This window comes from Phyllobacterium phragmitis, from assembly GCF_002980495.1.
Classification (GTDB): domain Bacteria; phylum Pseudomonadota; class Alphaproteobacteria; order Rhizobiales; family Rhizobiaceae; genus Paramesorhizobium; species Paramesorhizobium phragmitis.
The window spans coordinates 1-298 of record NZ_PVBR01000114.1 but is presented as its reverse complement, the minus strand read 5'-3'; the positions used below and the strand labels follow the sequence as shown (position 1 = coordinate 298).

Sequence of the window (298 nt, the reverse complement as noted above, 5' to 3'; positions counted from 1 at the left end):
CCACGGTTGCGACCATCCTCATCGGCGCGACCGCTGCCCTCTATCTCGCGCCGGGTGTCGCAATCTCCAATCCGACCCAGGCCGTGGCCGCGACGGATGCGTTCAGCGATCCGGCCCCGCAACGCTTTGAGGTGGCACAGGCCCAGACCGGCGGTAGCTCGACGCTCCCGGGCGGAGCGTCCTCGCTCAACGAGGTCTACCGGGACTGGCGGGTCGGTTGCGTACAGCAGGGCACAACCAAACGGTGCGCGATGTCGCAGATCCAAGCCCAGCAGAACGGCCAGCGTGTACTTGCCAT

The 298-nt window shown here is 67.1% G+C and carries 1 pseudogene; it reads left to right on the top strand.

Going from position 1 to position 298, the window contains the following annotated elements:
- Window positions 1-298 (top strand): annotated as a pseudogene (locus C5748_RS28455) (invasion associated locus B family protein); the annotation flags it as partial.